Genomic DNA, 16,093 nt, shown 5'->3' on the forward strand with positions numbered 1-16,093 from the left:
GTATCGCGTTAAAGGCAAATGAATGTGTGAGATACAAAGAGTATCTCACACATCTTCTAATAAGCTTTTTCTAAAAAAACTAATTAGCTAAAGCTTCCAACACTTTTTCTGGACGAGCTGGTAAGTGCGTAATTCTTGCACCACACGCATTGTAAATAGCATTAATAATTGCCGCATGTGGAGCTGCAAGAGGCATTTCACCTGCACCTGCAGAACCTAGTAAGCCGTTTGGTCTTTGATATTCGGTATAGATGAGATCAAGATTATCTGGGACATCTTTGATTTTTGGAATACCACATCCTGTTAAGGTTGTATGTTTTTTAAGATCATCGAAGTCTTCGGTAAGAGCTAAACCAATACCTTGAACCAAACCACCATACATTTGTCCATCGACAACCAATTTATTGATGATCGTACCAACATCAGATGCCAATGTCATTTTCTCAACATTGGTTTTACCCGTTTTGGTATCGACCTCAACTTCTGCGATACAAACACCATACATATATGCGGCAAATGGATTTCCTTGACCATCTGTTGGAGGTGTATCTGTACATGGTGCTGTCCATTTACCCATATATTTAACCTCACGACCTTCCGCGATCATCTCTTCATAGGTTCTGTATGTACCATCTGCTTTTTTCAAGGCTTCAAGTAAGTTTCTACATGCAACAACCGTAGCATTACCCGTCATAACATTCGAACGACTTCCGCCAGCTGGTCCACTGTTTGGTGTTTTAGTCATATCGTTCAAGACTAAATCAATTTGGGTTGGTTTAAGATTCAAAGGTTTTAATGTTTCATGCGCAAAAGTTAAGGTAGCAACATCGGCACCTTGACCATGATCTTCCCATGAATTACCTACAGTAACACCTTTTGCAGTAATCTCAGCCCATGCTTCAGAAGAGTCTGGACCATCTAAGCCACAACCATAGATGTTAGTAGAAACACCTACGCCGTATTTTTTACCAGGTGCTGCATTTGCATTCTTGGCAGCCGCTGTCTTTTTCGCTAATTCGTAAATAGGACGACTTTTATCAAACAGTTCTTCTAAACAATAGACATCAGGCTCACAACTGGTTGGCGTAGTATCCCCTGGTCTATAAATATTTTTATAGCGGAGTTCAAACGGATCCATACCAATTTTTTCAGCCAATTCATCAATGAGCACTTCGGATGGGAACATAATCTCAGGAGAGCCATACCCACGGAATGCTGAACCCCAACCATGGTTGGTACAAACAGTGCGTCCATTACCACGAATATTAGGGATCATATATCCTGCACAACCAAATTGGAAACCACGTTGTGTTAACAAGTCACCAAATTCTGAGTAAGGACCATGATCAACGCTCCAATCAGATTCCAACGCTAAGAGTTTGCCTTCTTTGTTGGCAGCCAATTTCATGGTTGTCCAGAATGGAGAACGCTTACCAGTGTAGGTAATTTGTTGTTTCATATTGAACTCAAGGTAAACAGGTCTTCCTGTTGCCATTGTTGCGACGCCTAATAATCCTTCCATCGTTGGACTAAATTTATAACCAAAAGTAGCCCCTGTATTGTTTTGGACGATATAGACATCTTCTGCTTTCATACCCACACCCTCAGCAATCATGAGTGCATGGAAGTGAAGTGCGATACTTTTTGAATGAATAATAAGTTTACCATCATCATCCACATATGCAAAACCAACATCTGGCTCAAGCGGTAAGTGAGGTTGGCGTTGTGTATAGAAACTGTCTTCAACAACATAAGCAGCTTCTTTCATAATAGGCGCAGTTTCAGCCCCTTTACTAATATGGTTCGTAAAGTAAACATTTGGAGTGCCTGGATGAATCTCAATAGCATCACTTGCCATAGCATCAGGAGCATTCATATACGCTGGCAATACTTCAAGTTCTACTTTAACTTTATCAACGCCTTCGTGAGCCGCTTTTTCATTTTCAGCGAGGACAATAGCGATTGCATCACCGTATTGGAATATTTTTGTATCATTTAAAATTGGTCTATCTAAGCCATCACCTTTATTCGTAGGGAAAGCCAAACCATTAATTCTGTTCGTTCCTTTAACATCTTTATACGTTAAAACAGCAACAACACCAGGGACTTTTTTAGCTTCTTCGGTATCAATTGAGATAATATTTGCATGAGAAACTTCAGCTTGCACAATTTTTGCATGAAGTGTATTCACTGGAAGTTTTAAGCCTAGATCTGCTCCAAAGTCCCATGTTCCAGTAACTTTTGCCATAGCTGAAGGACGAATATACGTTGAGCCAACCAATGACGCACCTTCTGGTATTTTTTTCCAGAAATCTTTGATTGCCAATTCGCCTCTTATGATTTTTGCTGCATCCATAACCGCATCAACGAGAGGTTTGTATCCTGTACAACGGCAGAGGTTTTTGTTTTTTTGGAACCAGTCTCTGACTTCTTCACGTGTTGGGTTGTTATTTTGCTCTAGGAGAACTTTAGCAGAGACGATGAAACCTGGTGTACAATAACCACATTGTGCCGCACCATAGACCATCCAAGCAATTTGAAGAGGGTGAAGCTTGTCTTTCGTACCGACACCTTCAATGGTAATAATTTCATCATTATCTTCAATCTTTTTCATCTTCGTAATACATGATCTAACAAGCTTTCCATTAAGAATAACGGTACATGTACCACATTCACCACTGTTACAGCCTACTTTTGTACCCGTAAGACCTAGTTGTTTTCTAAGCACATCGGATAATTTATCTTCTACATCCGCGACCAAGGTCGTTTTAACGCCGTTGATAATTAACATTTTCTTTAACATGTTTTACCCCTTATAAATTAGTGTTACTTTATTTCTAAATGCAACAATATGCGAAAAAAGCATATTGATATCTATAAGCTTTTTGAAAATCTCATTTTAAAGGCCTATAATATGTATATTTTGCATATTATCCACGATGAACCATCAAAAAACTCACCAATTTAAATTCACTATGAAGCACGTACATACACTGTATTAGTCATGTTTTATAGAATATTTTTTTGGCCTCCCATAACCTACGTATTTTTTGTTGTCTTTACTTACACTGAAGATTATATACTAGTAATCTAGCATGAATATAGCAACAGGTTTGATTGCAAATATGCCTAATTACAAAGAGAAATTTATGAGTAAATAAGTAATATTCTTACATGTAAAGCCTTGTTTTTGCAACTTCATATCTTAAAGCAACTTTTTAAAAGCTACTATTGGGTATCTTTATTTAAGGTCAAAATGGGGAAGGAAGACGTTTTATGAAAACCTATAATTTTTGTTATGAAATAGGCTCTCTGCCAAGTATTATAGATTTTTCACTCTTTGTCAATGAAAAGAATGTTTTAGTGCAACTATTTTGTGGTCACGGTAAAGAAGTATTAAAGTATACCAGTGATGTTATCCTCAGCCATCTTCCAAACGCCATTTGTATAGGAACGACCACGGATGGAGAAATATACGGCGAGTCTATCACAACATTCCGAACCATTATCTCTATTAGTATTTTTGAGCATACCTTTATCAAGACAGCCTATGCACAAGATGATGATTCATTTCAATGCGGTATGAAATTAGCATCGGATTTGATAACACCCAATACAAAATTACTGATTCTTTTTTCTGATGGTACCCATATGAATGCCGAAGAGTTTTTAAAAGGTGTAGAGACCTTCGATTCAACGGTTCCTGTTTGTGGAGGTATGGCAGGAGATAATGGGAAATTTGAACAAACCTATATTTCATCTCAACATACGCTCATCAGTGAAGGCGTAGTGGGAGTCTCTCTAAATTCCGATATTCTTCAAGTCGCAACAAACTATAAATTTGATTGGAAACCCATAGGACTAACACATACGCTTACCAAGGTTCAAAATAACAGAGTTTACATGATCGATGATATGAAAGCGACTGATTTTTATGACAAATACCTCGGTGGTAATTTTTCACAAACAGAATTTCCCCTTATTCTTGAAAAAAATAGCGTTACGATGGTAAGAGCTGTCATAGCGAAGCATGAAGATGGAAGCCTGAGTTACAGTGGAAATCTCAATGAAGGAGATCAAGTCAGGATTGGTTTTGGCGATGCTGAATCTTTAATGAAAGACCCTATAGAATCCTTAGAAAATTTACAATCGATCAACACAGAAACCTTTTTTATCTTCTCCTGTATGGCACGACGAAGATTTATGCCATTTCTCATCAAATTAGGGATTGGGTCGTTTGCACGAACGGCAACAACTTCAGGATTTTACACCTACTCAGAATTTTATCATCATGATGGTCACAATAAACTTCTTAACCAAACACTGACCGTTGTTGCTTTAAGTGAATCAGAAAAAAGCCCTCTTTCTGCCCCACATACAAACACAGATATGAATAAGAAAGATACTTCTTATTTTAGAACGTTTAAAACGATTGAATCATTGACCCATTTAATTGAACAAAGTGCGCGTGATTACGAAGAGCAGTCCAAACGCTTAGAGGAGCAGATGAATTATTCTGAAAATCTTTTGGCGTCTCATAGACAATTTCTGCGTTATACCGTCCACGAGATGAACTCTCCACTTAGTGTGATCATGGGCAATATTGAACTGCATGAGATGGAATTTGGGAAAAGTGTTTATTTGGAAAATATCGAAGTTGCCGCTAAAAGTATTTTTTCAATGTATGATGATTTGAGTTATTTGGTTAAAAAAGACCATATTCACTATATGAAACAAAGGATTGATTTAGTCGATTATGTCCGCAGTCGCATTGATTTTTTTGCGCAAGTTGCCGACAAAGCAAAATCAATGTTTCTCTTTGAATCCAATTTAAGTGAGATATATATCTTTTTTAATGAGACAAAATTACAGCGTATCATCGATAACAACCTCACCAATGCTATTAAGTATACCTTTGAAAATGAACAGATTATTGTTTCATTGCATCAAGAGCATGATAATTGTCATTTTTTCATTGCATCGCACTCGCGCAAAATTCAAGAACCCGAGAAAATTTTTGAAGAATACTACCGGGAAGAACAATCCCAAGAAGGCTTTGGATTGGGGCTCAATCTCGTTAGAAGAATCTGTAAGGAAGAAAATGTGAAAATAACACTGCATTCAAGCGAAAATATAACATCCTTTTCATACCAATTTAAAGTGCTAAACACATGAAAATTTTACTCTTAGAAGATGATATTCTCTTAAATGAATCTATCACAAAGTACCTTACAGCCATTGGTCATGTCATCACTTCCGTAAGAGATGGCAATATCTGTCTTCAAATTTTAGAAAATGAAAAATTTGACTTGCTTGTTTTTGATATCAACGTACCCAATGTTGATGGATTAACAATCTTAGAAACACTGCATGCACAAAAAAAAATAATGCCTGTTATTTTTATCTCAACGCTCATTGACATCGAAGATATATCACGAGCATTTGAACTTGGGTGTTACGATTATTTGAAAAAACCCTTTCATTTAAAAGAACTCAATCTAAGAATTGACAGAATTTCCAAAACCGCTAAAAAAGATATGCATCACAAAAGGCTCTCTCCTTCTTACAGTTTTGATTGTGACACGATGACACTTTATTTTCACGAAGAACCACAGGTTTTATCCAAACGACAACTTCAAATCATCGAATTTCTCACCCGCAATCGAGGATTTGTCTGTGGCTTTGATATGTTTAGAGAAAACGTATGGAATGATTTTGATATGGATGTCGATGATGCCACTATACGAACAGAAATCAACCGTTTAAAAAATAATTTGAAAGAAGATTTTATCGTCAATATTAGAGGCATCGGCTACATGATCAAAGTTCCTTCGGCGTAAAGCATACACCAAAGGGTTTTACATGTAAAGATTTTATCGATTATAAAAGTTACTTCTTCTTACACCCCAATATCTTCATTCCAAAGTTTTGGGTTATTGTAGATAAAAGCTTCCATCAATTCACGACATTGTGGGTGATTGACGACTTTTACTTCAACACCTCTGGATTTCACGTACTCCTCTGGTCCACAAAAGGTTTGGTTTTCACCAATAACGACTTTTGGAATTCCATACAGTAAAATGGCACCACTGCACATATCGCAAGGTGATAACGTCGAATAAAGCGTGGCTCTTTGATAATCACGAGCACTCAAACGTCCTGCATTTTCCAAACAGTCCATCTCCGCATGCAAGATGGCACTTCCTTTTTGAACCCTTCGGTTGTGACCACGCCCTACGATTTTACCGTCTATCACAAGCACGGCACCAATCGGAATGCCACCTTCTTGTAACCCTTTTTGGGCTTCTTCTATGGCTGCTTCTAAAAACGTATCCATCATTTTTCCCTTTTAGTTATCTTAGATTGCTTTGCATTATAACTTCTTTGCACGGTTGTATGATACGGTAGCTAAACGTTAAGGAGTTGAGTTTTGATGTCTTTACATGTAAAGATAATGAAATTTCAAAAAGTTAAAAGTTTAGCCCTAAATCTTTTATTCATTGAGTGGATTATAAGACATATTGTGCCAAAGGTTAAAGGGTAGAGTGCAAAAATTATTTAGGCAAAATTATAAAATATCTTAGAAGATTTCGAGTTATACGCTATTTAAAGTAGCATGTCACCTTTATTTTTTTCTGTAAAAGTTTAAAGTTGAGATCTGTCCTTTAACTTTTTATTTGTATTCTGATATGGACGCATCCCTGAACCCATAGTTGAATGTGATCCAATCGTCATCTTTATCTTGGCATTTTTCAACTGAAATCGTTTCTATTACTCTTCCTTCGCGGAATTGTCGTAAAAAAAAGTCTTTTATTTTATTATTTCCTTCCTTTGTCATTTTTTTATGATCTGAATCAAATTTTTCAAAACTTAGAATACCAGCAAAAAGTTCAGTTACCATACGCGATGAAATTTTTAATTCACTATTTTTCATTGAAAATCCTCCATAATATGACAATCCTTTTTGTTTTTGATGTTGCAGATTGCTCCTAGCATTGACTGGCGTAGTTTCGGGAATTGGAAAAAAATTCTCTATTTTTTTAAGTTCATCACAAAAGGTTTGAGTTACCTTGAATTTAGCTTTTGAATTTGAATAAAATTCTCCTTTGAGAAATTTTGTAGATTTCAAATCAAATAGATTGCGCTTTTCCTCTAGAGACAAAACGATAACGAAGCTTAAGGTAGTGTTGTTTCGAAATATTTCTTGGATAATATCGGATTGAGAGAATTTATTAGCGCCATTTAAATTATTATTTATCAAATTGCATTCACCGTCACATATAAAAACCCCCATAATGCCTTCATATTTTGAGTTCCGAAGTTGCTTGGATTTTTTCTTTAAACTGTTATAGAGAGGATTTTTCGTTAAAGAATAAGGTGTTTTGTATGAAGCATGGTTTTCTACAGTGTATTTCTCTTTTGGATTAAAACTTATTGAGATTTTTATTTCATCTTTATTTATTTCTATTTTGTACTCTTTATTCGGATTGTTTTTTATAGATTCTCTTAAAGTAAAAAATTCTTTTTTAATAAACTGAGGGATGTCTTTTTTTTCTGGCAACGCAAGCTTTAATTTTGTGTCACCATAATCACCCACCATTATGTGATCAACATCAATGTTGATACCTTTTAAAGTCAAACCATAGCTTTTAAAAAAAGTGTTCAAACTTTCTCGGAAATAGTTTATGGGGTTTTCTTTTTCATAGAAATCATCACTTATAGAAGTAATATCAGCCACAAATGGTTCAATATATTTAGATTTAAAATAGATATCTGGTTTGCTACTTCCATCGTATTCTTTTTCATGACTTACTTGTCCAATTTTACTTAATGCATTCAAGATTACAACTTCCCAAATAGTGTCAAGAGAATCATTACTTTGAAAATTTAATTTTTTAACATGATTATCAGCTTGTTCAGGGGATAAAAAATCACGGTTTTCATTTAGAATTCTTTGAATTACTCTTCGTGGAAATATGGACATAATGTTTACCTATGCGTGATGTTACACTATTTATTCAAAGAATATTCTATCATAAATAGAATATTTAGGGATAATGGGGACAGTCTCGAATGGCATTTACTTAAGCAAAAAAACACTAAGTAAAGAAAGAAAAGTGGCAGAGCCCAACTTTTAACTTTTTAGCCTTAAAAGCTTTACATGTAAAGGTCTTATAAAAACAATAAGTCATTTACTCTATTGCAGATAATAAAGGGGACAGGCTACTTTAATAAAATTGAGCAATAAATATATTTTACATGTAAAAGGAAAAGTAACCTCGAATGATTCTAAATCCACTCAAAAAGCGCTTTTGGATAGTATCATACAAAAAGTTCAATAATATATTGTAATTCGCCAAGGCTATAAGGAACGAGTGATCAGAACTAAATTGTTAACTTTTTATCATTAAAATTTTTACATGTAAAGACACTCTATTTTGTCACAAAGCATCACCCTTGTAAGAACCTCTCCACATCCCCCACTATCTCTTCCACCGCCTCAGTCGCTTTTTGATGCAACACTTTCGTATACACCCGCTCATTAATCGCATCACTTTTCTCTAAATTATTAAGAATGGAAACCTTTACATGTAAAGCGAAATGGTCCATCGCTACGACGTTTCCACTTGAACCAATGATGACTAAAAACTGGCACTCTTCCATCGCTTCATAGAGGTGTTCGTACATTGGGGCGGCTTCGCCGAAGAAGACAATGTCGGGGCGTAGAAAGCCGCCACAGCTTTTACATGTAACGTCTCGCTCTTGCTTGGCGTAGCCGATAAGTTCAGTTTCACCGCACTTTTCACAGCGGAGTCTGGGCAAAAAGCCGTGCAAGTGTAAAACGTCCTTGCAGCCTGCTCGCTCGAAAAGGTCGTCTACATTTTGGGTGATAATGGCGATGTCATTGGGGTATCGCTCTTGAAGTTTGGCGATGGCGTAGTGTGCGGTATTGGGTGTGACAGAGGCAAGTTGTTCGCGCCTTGCATCATAAAATGTGAGGGTATTTTCTCTATTCCAAGACAGACACCCCGCTTGGCAAATCTCTTCGATGCGGTACTTTTCCCACAGTCCGCCCGTGTCGCGAAAAGTAGAAAGCCCACTCTCTGCACTGATGCCTGCCCCTGAAAAAATAACAACCCGTGCCATGGTTTACCTCTTTACAGTTTTGCTAAAAATGCCTTGATTGCGTCATTGCTCTCTTCTGGGTTTTCTACCACGCTCATGTGCGCTGCATTTTTGATAAGTACAAACTCTGAACCCTCTATCTGCTTTGCCATCGTTTGCATCCCTGAAGAAGGTGTTAACGTGTCATGTTCGCCGCACAAAAGCAGTGTTGGAATTTTTATGGAAGGAAGAAACTCAGTCATGTCATTGCGTGTCAGCATCGCAAAGACGCACCCTTTCACACCAATGGAGTTAAATTTCATGGACTTGGTGATGCGCTTATCGACGAGCTCTTTATGCTCTTTTTTGTAGGTATCGCTGTAACACTGAGCAATAAAATGTTTCGAAAATGATGTTAACCCTTTTGCGTTAATGCGTTTAATGGCATCAGAACGTCTTAGTTTGGTGTCATTGTTGTCAGCATGTGCCGCCGTGTCACATAAAATAAGTGCTGAAAATTTATTTTCCATGCGCTCTAAAGCACGTAAGGCGATGTAGCCACCCATCGAAAACGCGCATAAAATAGGCGGTTTTTCATCTTTTAGGTCGCCAATCATCAACTCAAGATCATCCACAAATGACTCCATCGTAAACTGCCCATCACCAACAGATGAGTCGCCAAGCCCACGTATGTCGTACGCCACACAGTAGTAGGTTTCACTAAGAGCCGCTATTTGGGCGTGCCACATCGTGTGGTCATACGGAAAACCGTGTAAAAAAATGATTGCTCTATTTTTTTGATTGCCTTCCAATAAAACCGATAACCCGCCAACTGTTTTTTTCATTATCTATCCTTTGTATAAAACCATTATACATCAGACATTAAAATATAAGGCCTCCCTGTGGTGCATCACGATAGCCGTGGTACTTTGCTCAGGGTGAATCTGAAATGTTTCGCTGAGTTCTATGCCAAATTCTTCAGGTTTAAGCAGGTCAAAAATGATGCGTGTATCTTCCAAGGCAGGGCATGCTGGGTAGCCAAACGAATAGCGACATCCAAGGTAACGCTTCATCTGCACATCGCGCAGACTATGCCCCTCATTTTCAGCAATGCCAAGATCAAGACGTATCTGTTTATGAGCGATTTCCGCTAATGCTTCGGCAAGTTCTACGCCCAGTCCATGCACGAAAAAATACTCGGTAAAATTGCCCGCATCGTAAAGCTCTTTTTCATACGCAGAGAACTTTGCACCCGCACTGACACATGTCAATGCCAAAACATCATGACGATCAGGGCTTATAAAATCGCTTAAAGAACGGTACGGATTTCTGTTTTGACGCGGGAAATCAAACGTCTTAATGGCACGCGCTTTGATCGCTTCGATGTCTTCACGATTGACTTGCGCTTCACTAAAATAGCCCTCTCTCTCATCAAAAAGGTAGAGATTGTTTTCGCTTGATCGCGCTGGATAGTAACCGTAAATGATGGTTGGCTCAAAAAGTCCTAGTCGTTCGATGTCGGCTTTAATGCGCTCGAACGCTGGCCACAAAACCTCATCAAGCTGTTTTTGCTTCGCTTCTTTGCTCTGCCCTTTGCCACTGTAACCCCAACGCTGTGCAAAGAGAATTTTGTGGTTGATCCACGAAAATGCGAGCTCTTTCACATCGGTTTTCAGCACACGTCTGCCCCAAAATGGCGGTGTCGGAATGGTAATGTCACGACTAGGCATTTTAAGCTCATGAAACGGAGGAATCTCTTTGAGCTCTTTCGTGGCACGATTGACACTGTTTTCAAGCACGACGCGACTAAACGAGGTGTCATAGTTTTTTACCTCGATGCGTGACATTGCAGTTATGCCCTCAAACGCGTCTTTGCAGTAGTAAATTGGCCCATCGTAAATCGGACGACAAAACTCTTCCACGAAGGTATCGGTCAGTGCCGCACCGCCTAAAATAACAGGGATTTTAATGCCCATCTTCTGCATCGCTTCAAGGTTCTCTTTCATGACATTGGTCGACTTTACCAAAAGTCCACTCATACCAATCGCATCAGCGTTGTGCTCTTTAAGTGCTTCTAAAAATTTGTCTAAGTCCGCTTTGATACCAATGTTGATGACTTTAAAACCGTTGTTGCTAAGGATGATATCGACAAGGTTTTTACCCACATCGTGCACATCGCCTTTCACGGTTCCGATGATGAGCGTTGTGGTGGTATTCTTCTCGGTTTTTGGCAAATAAGGTTGCAGATAATCCACCGCGGCTTTCATCACTTCAGCCGATTGTAGGACAAATGGCAACTGCATCTTTCCGCTACCAAACAGCTCGCCGACCACTTTCATCGCATCGATTAATATCTCATTGACAATGACTTCCGCAGCAATTTCCTCTTTGGCAGTGGGTAGAAGCGTCAGCATACGCTCTTTATCACCATCAATGAGCAGGGTTGAGATTTTCTCTTTCGTATCCATTGCAAGATACGCCGCGTCGCTTTCGTCTTTGTTTTCCACAACGCCTGCAAAATGGTCAATGAATTTAAAGAGCGGATCGCCCTCTTCTCGGTGGTTGAAGAGTAAATCTTCACAGATTTTTTTATCCACGTCACTGATCTTGTGCATCGGAAGGGTATTTTTTACATTGACAATCGCCATACTGAGACCCGCTTCGACGCAGTGGTGCAAGAAGACGGAGTTTAGGTACTCACGGGCGTGTTTAGCCAAACCAAACGAGATGTTCGAAACACCAAGGACAAAACCCACTTCGGGGTGCATCGCATGAAATTCACGAATCGCCTCAATGGTCTCAATCGCCGCCGTATGGTACTCAGCATCGCCACTGCCCACGGTAAACGTGAGAAGATCAAACACCAAATCTTCAGGGTGAATGCCATGCTTCTCAGTCGCTAAGGCATAAATGCGCTCGGCAATCGCCACCTTTTGCTCTTTGCTCTTTGCCATACCGACTTCATCGATGGTCAGACACACGAGTGCCGCACCAAAACGTTTGGCTAAAGAGCAGACTTTGTCGAACTTTTCGATGCCATCTTCGAGGTTGACGGAGTTAATGATGGGCTTGCCACCAATGAGTTTAAGGGCGACTTCAAGCGCTGGTACTTGAGTGGTGTCAGGCATGAGTGGCAAAAGGATTTTTTGCACGTAACGTCCCATCACCTCTTGGGTGTCTTTGTGCTCATCGCGTCCTGCAAAACCGACACTCACGTCAATGCCATGCGCGCCACTGCGTACTTGTTGTTGCGCAACGCTCAGTGTGCCATCGTAGTCTTCGGCAAGGAGTAACTCACGAAACGCTTTAGAGCCTGTGGCATTACTTCGCTCACCAATGAGAAACGGCGCTGGGTCTTGCTTGAGTGCCCTTGTTTCAAATAACGAGGCAATGCTACGAGGCATTTCTCCTTTGGGAGCAAGCGGTTTTTTACCCTCCACACGCTTGGAAAGCTCTAAGATATGCTGAGGCGTGGTACCGCAACAGCCACCGAGTATGGCAACACCCGCAATTTCAGTGAATTTTTCTTGAAGCTCCGCAAATTCACGCGGTCCCATCGGATAAAACGTGTAGCCGCCACGGTTTTGCGGAAGTCCTGCATTGGCGTGGACACTAATGGGTTTACCCCAAACGGAACTGAGCGTTTTAACATGCTTTTCAACCTGCTCAGGGCCTGTGCCACAGTTGAAGCCAAGACTCATAATATCAAACGGCTCTAAGATCGTGGCAATGGTGGTCGCATCGGTTCCAATCAGCATCGTACCGCTCAGCTCTATTGTCACGGAAACCATGATGGGAAGTTTTACATGTAAAGCATTTTGAGCGTCCATTATTGCATGAAGTGCGGCTTTGATTTGAAGAGGGTCTTGCGCTGTTTCAATAAGGAAAAGATCACATCCACCATCAATCGCCCCACGCGCTGCCTCTTTGTAGCCTTCATACATTGCATCGTAGCCAATATGCCCCAAAGAAGGGAGTTTCGTTCCAGGGCCAAAAGCAGCGGCTGTAAAACGTGGCTTTTGCGCTGTGGCAAACTCCGCACATGCCTCTTTGACGATCTCCACACCCGCACGAGCGAGTTCATACGCTCTCTTTCCAATGCCGTAATCTTCCAACACCCACGGCAGTGCGCCAAAGGTATTGGTCTTGATGATGTCAGCACCCGCAAGCAAATAGCCGCGGTGAATTTTTGAAATGGCATCTTTACATGTAACATTTAAAAGCTCGTTGCAGCCCTCTTTACCTTCCCACTGTTCAGGGGCAATTTCAAGTGCTTGAATTTGCGTGCCCATCGCACCATCGATGACTAAAATTTTCTCTTTGATAAGTTCTTGAAGTGTTGCCAAGTCGAATTCCTAGTGTGTTATAACTGAAATGATAGTACCAAAACTTTGGTAAGGAGAGGCTAAAAGGGTAGGAGTAATCCAAAGAGGCAAAAAATACCCCTTTGGTTTTTACATGTAAAGATTATGGATTGACGGTAGATTTGTAAACAGCTTTGCCATCTTTGATCTCTTTGATAATGGCTGAACGGGTTGCGTTGCCTTTATCATCGATGGAAATAAAGCCAGAAACACCCTCATATTTAGAAGTTTTACGAATTTCTGTGTTGATACAAACGCTGTCTTCTGCATTAGCACAACGGTTCATTGCATCAACCATTACATTGTAAGCATCTGCGCCCAGTGCGGTAAAGGAGTTCAACTCTTTTTTGCCTGTTTTTTTCTCATACGCAGCGATAAAATCTTTTGATTTCCCAGTTGGAGGCGCACTGTGATCGAACGCATCAGTAAACATATATCCCTCAACCGCATCACCCCCTAAATCAATAAAGGTTTGATTGGCGACACCATCACCTGAGATAAACGGTTTATTTAGATCAATCTGTTTGGCTTGACGTTTAATCATCGACGCTTCAGTGTGATACAGTGGCAAGAACACAAAGTCCGCATTCAGAGCCTTGACCTGTGAAACCACCGCTTTAAAATCTTTATCGCCTGAGCTGATACGAATCTCTTTAAGCACTTTACCACCGTTTTTAACAAACGCTTGCGTAAAGGCTTTCGAAAGTCCGAGTGAATAGACTTGCGCTTGATCAGTGACGATCACAGCTGTTTTTAAACCCAAATCTTTTGCCGCATAATTAGCAACGACCGTTCCTTGAAACGAGTCACTAAAGCAGACACGGTTTGCGAACACTCGATTTTCAGTGAGTTTATCATTGGTCGCAGCAGGTGCGATGACGGGAATCTGTTTTTTGTCGGCAATGGCGATAATTTGAGCGGTATTCGTGCTAATCATCTCACCAATTATCCCCACGACTTTGTCTGAAGTAATGAGTCTGGTTGCCGCATTGGCGGATTCGACTTTATCACCTTTAGTATCGACTAAAACAAGCTTAATGCTATCGCCATTTTTCAGTTTTGGTTGAAGCGAGTTTGCAAGTTCAACACCCTCATATGCCACTTGACCATACCCAGCGAGAGGACCACTCATAGGCATAATAACACCTACATTGATCTCTTTGGCAAGTGCCAATGTTGCGACTAAACTGGTAATGGTTGCCAGTGCTATGAATTGACGCATCTTTATTTCTCCTATCCGTCTAATTTTTGAAAAGTTTAACAAAATTATCATTACGATAGACTCAAAGTAATACAAATTGATACAAAATCATAGACTATCAAAGTGACAAAAGAGGGATGAAATGAGGTCGTGTATGAAGGAAAAGAGAAGAAGTAGAGGTTTGCTTCTTCTCTTTACATGTAAAGCTTAGGGATTGACCGTAGATTTATAAACAGCTTTGCCGCCTTTGATCTCTTTGATCACAGCGGAGCGCGTTGCATTGCCATTTTTGTCGATGGAGATAAACCCTGAAACACCTTCAAAGTTAACAGTTTTTTTAATTTGATCGTTAATACATACGCTATCGTTAGAGTTAGAACAACGGTTCATTGCATCAACTAAAAGATTGTACGTATCTGCACCCAATGTTACAAATGAATTCACCTCTTTTTTGCCCGTTTTTGTCTCATACGCAGCGATAAAATCTTTTGAGCGTTGTGTCGGAGGAGCATTATAATCGAAAAAGTCCGTAAACATATGTCCTTCGGCACTATCGCCTGCTAATTCTATAAACGTTGGATTGGCGACACTGTCTCCTGACAAAAAGGGTTTTGTGAGTCCAATCTGCTTCGCTTGACGGGTAATCATAGAAGCTTCTGCATGGTAAATAGGTAAAAAAATCATATCGGGATTCAATGATTTCACTTGTGCAACAACTGCCTTAAAATCTTTGTCGCCCGAACTCACACGAATTTCTTTGAGCACTTTACCGCCATTTTTAACAAACGCTTCGCTAAAGGCTTTCGAAAGTCCTAGTGAATAGACTTGCGCTTGATCTGTAAGAACGACAGCGGTTTTCAAACCCAAATCTTTAACAGCATAGTTTGCAACAACGGTTCCTTGAAAAGAGTCTGTAAAACAGACCCGACTCGCATAAGCTCTGTTTTCCGTCAGTTTGTCATTGGTGGCGACAGGTGCAATGACAGGGATTTGCTTTTTATCCGCTATGGAAATGATCTGAGCTGTATTGGTGCTCGTAATTGCACCTAAAATACCTACAACTTTATCGGAAGTGATAAGCCTTGTCGCAGCATTGGCGGACTCTACTTTATCGCCTTTATTATCAACCAAAACCAAGTTTAAATGGTCCCCATTTTTGAGTGTTGGTTGCAGGAAATGAGCCAATTCAACACCTTCATAGGTTGTCTGCCCGTATGACGCTAAAGAGCCACTCATAGGCATCACAACACCCACATTGATCTCTTTGGCAACGGCAAATGTTGCGATCAGAGAGGTAATGGTGAAAACAGTGAATAATGGACGCATAGGTAACTCCTTAGTTTAAATGTGAACGAAAGCATAACAGAATCATTGTTTAATGTCAAGTAATTTGACTTTTTTACTAGTGTATAAGTCACCTCTC

Annotated in this window: 10 protein-coding genes; 2 read left to right on the top strand and 8 right to left on the bottom strand. The window is 39.8% G+C overall.

Translation table 11 applies throughout. The features are described from left to right. Positions 1-79: 79 nt before the first annotated feature. On the bottom strand, positions 80-2,803 hold the full coding sequence (locus FA584_RS08520) for a molybdopterin-dependent aldehyde oxidoreductase (protein ID WP_096046897.1): 2,724 nt from the start codon (positions 2,801-2,803) through the stop codon (positions 80-82). A gap of 473 nt (positions 2,804-3,276) precedes the next feature. Here FA584_RS08520 and FA584_RS08525 point away from each other — a divergent pair, with 473 nt between their 5' ends. Continuing rightward, on the top strand, positions 3,277-5,175 hold the full coding sequence (locus FA584_RS08525; RefSeq protein WP_167749154.1) for an FIST N-terminal domain-containing protein: 1,899 nt from the start codon (positions 3,277-3,279) through the stop codon (positions 5,173-5,175). Next, positions 5,172-5,840, top strand: coding sequence for a response regulator transcription factor (locus FA584_RS08530; RefSeq protein WP_167749155.1), 669 nt, complete (start codon positions 5,172-5,174; stop codon positions 5,838-5,840). Before FA584_RS08525 ends, FA584_RS08530 begins: the two co-directional genes overlap by 4 nt. A 59-nt stretch (positions 5,841-5,899) precedes the next feature. Here the strand turns inward: FA584_RS08530 and FA584_RS08535 are convergent, their stop codons facing one another. The 7 genes from FA584_RS08535 to FA584_RS08565 form a co-directional block, all read right to left on the bottom strand. After that, positions 5,900-6,337 (bottom strand): nucleoside deaminase, encoded by a 438-nt coding sequence (locus FA584_RS08535; RefSeq protein WP_167749156.1) that lies wholly within the window; start codon positions 6,335-6,337, stop codon positions 5,900-5,902. A 336-nt stretch (positions 6,338-6,673) separates the two neighbouring features. Further along, on the bottom strand, positions 6,674-7,984 hold the full coding sequence (locus tag FA584_RS08540) for a hypothetical protein (RefSeq protein WP_167749157.1): 1,311 nt from the start codon (positions 7,982-7,984) through the stop codon (positions 6,674-6,676). 467 nt (positions 7,985-8,451) lie between these two features. Beyond that, entirely contained in the window at positions 8,452-9,147 is a 696-nt protein-coding gene (locus FA584_RS08545; RefSeq protein WP_167749158.1) for an SIR2 family NAD-dependent protein deacylase, read from the bottom strand. Positions 9,148-9,158: 11 nt separating this feature from the next. Beyond that, positions 9,159-9,950 (bottom strand): alpha/beta fold hydrolase, encoded by a 792-nt coding sequence (locus FA584_RS08550; RefSeq protein ID WP_167749159.1) that lies wholly within the window; start codon positions 9,948-9,950, stop codon positions 9,159-9,161. Between the two features lie 30 nt (positions 9,951-9,980). Next, positions 9,981-13,451 carry a methionine synthase gene (gene metH, locus FA584_RS08555; protein ID WP_167749160.1) on the bottom strand — a complete coding sequence of 1,157 codons (3,471 nt, stop codon included), beginning with the start codon at positions 13,449-13,451 and terminating at the stop codon, positions 9,981-9,983. Positions 13,452-13,572: 121 nt separating this feature from the next. Beyond that, the gene (locus FA584_RS08560; RefSeq protein WP_167749161.1) at positions 13,573-14,691 is read right to left on the bottom strand and encodes an ABC transporter substrate-binding protein; all 1,119 of its coding nucleotides are present in this window, start codon (positions 14,689-14,691) and stop codon (positions 13,573-13,575) included. A 186-nt stretch (positions 14,692-14,877) separates the two neighbouring features. Next, positions 14,878-15,996 carry an ABC transporter substrate-binding protein gene (locus FA584_RS08565; RefSeq protein ID WP_167749162.1) on the bottom strand — a complete coding sequence of 373 codons (1,119 nt, stop codon included), beginning with the start codon at positions 15,994-15,996 and terminating at the stop codon, positions 14,878-14,880. Positions 15,997-16,093 lie beyond the last annotated feature (97 nt).

This window comes from Sulfurospirillum diekertiae (genome assembly GCF_011769985.2).
Lineage (GTDB): Bacteria > Campylobacterota > Campylobacteria > Campylobacterales > Sulfurospirillaceae > Sulfurospirillum > Sulfurospirillum diekertiae.

Bases quoted from the DNA above. Each gene is read 5' to 3' on its own strand.
- FA584_RS08550 (WP_167749159.1), bottom strand. From the start codon at position 9,950: ATGAAAAAAACAGTTGGCGGGTTATCGGTTTTATTGGAAGGCAATCAA.
- FA584_RS08525 (WP_167749154.1), top strand. From the start codon at position 3,277: ATGAAAACCTATAATTTTTGTTATGAAATAGGCTCTCTGCCAAGTATT.
- FA584_RS08545 (WP_167749158.1), bottom strand. From the start codon at position 9,147: ATGGCACGGGTTGTTATTTTTTCAGGGGCAGGCATCAGTGCAGAGAGT.
- FA584_RS08560 (WP_167749161.1), bottom strand. From the start codon at position 14,691: ATGCGTCAATTCATAGCACTGGCAACCATTACCAGTTTAGTCGCAACA.
- FA584_RS08520 (WP_096046897.1), bottom strand. From the start codon at position 2,803: ATGTTAAAGAAAATGTTAATTATCAACGGCGTTAAAACGACCTTGGTC.
- FA584_RS08540 (WP_167749157.1), bottom strand. From the start codon at position 7,984: ATGTCCATATTTCCACGAAGAGTAATTCAAAGAATTCTAAATGAAAAC.
- FA584_RS08565 (WP_167749162.1), bottom strand. From the start codon at position 15,996: ATGCGTCCATTATTCACTGTTTTCACCATTACCTCTCTGATCGCAACA.
- FA584_RS08530 (WP_167749155.1), top strand. From the start codon at position 5,172: ATGAAAATTTTACTCTTAGAAGATGATATTCTCTTAAATGAATCTATC.
- FA584_RS08535 (WP_167749156.1), bottom strand. From the start codon at position 6,337: ATGGATACGTTTTTAGAAGCAGCCATAGAAGAAGCCCAAAAAGGGTTA.